At 44.3% G+C, this 865-nt stretch carries 1 protein-coding gene; it reads right to left on the reverse strand.

Translation table 11 applies throughout. The features are described from left to right. Positions 1-865: MobA/MobL family protein (locus EI164_RS16485; RefSeq protein WP_192521044.1), on the reverse strand; the 865-nt coding region annotated here is incomplete at both ends.

Here is an 865-nt window from a genome sequence, read left to right on the forward strand (position 1 = left end):
CCTCAGCTGTTCTCGCATCTGCTGAACGGTTTCGTGCAATGTCTCTATCGAACTGTTCTGTTCGTCGATCAAATCGTCCTTCCTGTTCACTAATTCTAGTAGCTCTTGCTCGTCGTGCTGCGTCATCGAAGGGGTTGGGTTTTGCTGAGCTGTTTGCTCCAGTGCGTTCTGTAATGAGGCGATTAACTCGTCTTTCTTGTTCAACAGTGCTTGCTGTCTGTTGTTCTGTTGAGTTGATAGTTTTATGGAATCGTTCAGTTCCTCTAACTGCCCATTTAATGTTTGTTGAGTTAAAGCTATGGACTTTGTTGAGCTCTTCATTTGCTCTAACTGCCCATGTAACGTCTCGTTTTCTGTTCTCAATACATTGTTTTCCGTCCTCAATGCACTGTTTGCTGTCAGCAACTCTTCGATTGAGCTCTCTAATTGATCCAGCCGCCCAGCTAGTTTCTGCATCTGTCCATTCAATGTTTTGTCCGCTGTCACTAATGCGTCGTTTGCTTCGCTCAATTCCTTGTTTTGCGCTATCAGCAAGGTCGCCTGCTGTAGACTTAAGGTGGGAGCGGTTATGTCTATTGATTGATTCATTATGTTTTCCTAAATATGTTTGAACGCCCATACGCTCTGCGATACTGGCATTTTTCCCTAAATGTTTGGTAGGTTTGAAATTTAAACCTAAATCCTTGTAGCTCTTGTGCGTCACTGGCTGAACGCCCTTTTGTGCCAGTCGTTCATTGAGAATATCCGCCCATTGTTTGCGGGTGTTTTTGAGCCATTCACTGTTTGAACATAATCCGCGCCCCTGCTGTATTTTTTTCTGTGTCTTAGGATCGACTTTGCCAATGAGTTCTTTTGGTACGACTGG

It is taken from the genome of Psychrobacter sp. FME13 (assembly GCF_014861395.1).
In the GTDB taxonomy this organism is placed as follows: domain Bacteria; phylum Pseudomonadota; class Gammaproteobacteria; order Pseudomonadales; family Moraxellaceae; genus Psychrobacter.